This is a genomic window from Dellaglioa sp. CoH-56-MRSF-11, from assembly GCF_056782135.1.
On record NZ_JBXAYE010000151.1, the window covers coordinates 1 to 246 of the forward strand.

The 246-nt window shown below is 49.6% G+C and carries 1 protein-coding gene; it reads right to left on the bottom strand.

The annotated features are described in order from the left end of the window. Window positions 1–62: 62 nt before the first annotated feature. A partial coding sequence (locus AC1RPT_RS08195; protein ID WP_481763058.1) for a hypothetical protein occupies window positions 63–246 on the bottom strand: 184 nt, incomplete at its 5' end.

Consider the following 246-nt stretch of genomic DNA (forward strand, 5'->3'; position numbering starts at 1 on the left):
TCACACGGATTCTCGACGCACCAGCGCATTACCTCAATCCACGGTTTACTCATGCTGACTCCTTAAATGTCATTAAAGTACAAAATATCACGGAATTCCTGATCCAGATCGACAGCCGGCGACACGATCGCGAGTTCTTGGTCCGGAATTGTCTCCAGAATCTCCAGTTGCTCTTCGATCCACTCGTTGAGAATCGGGACACGCGGGTGTAGCTTTTTCTCACCTGTCCGCATCTTGATTTCGAGC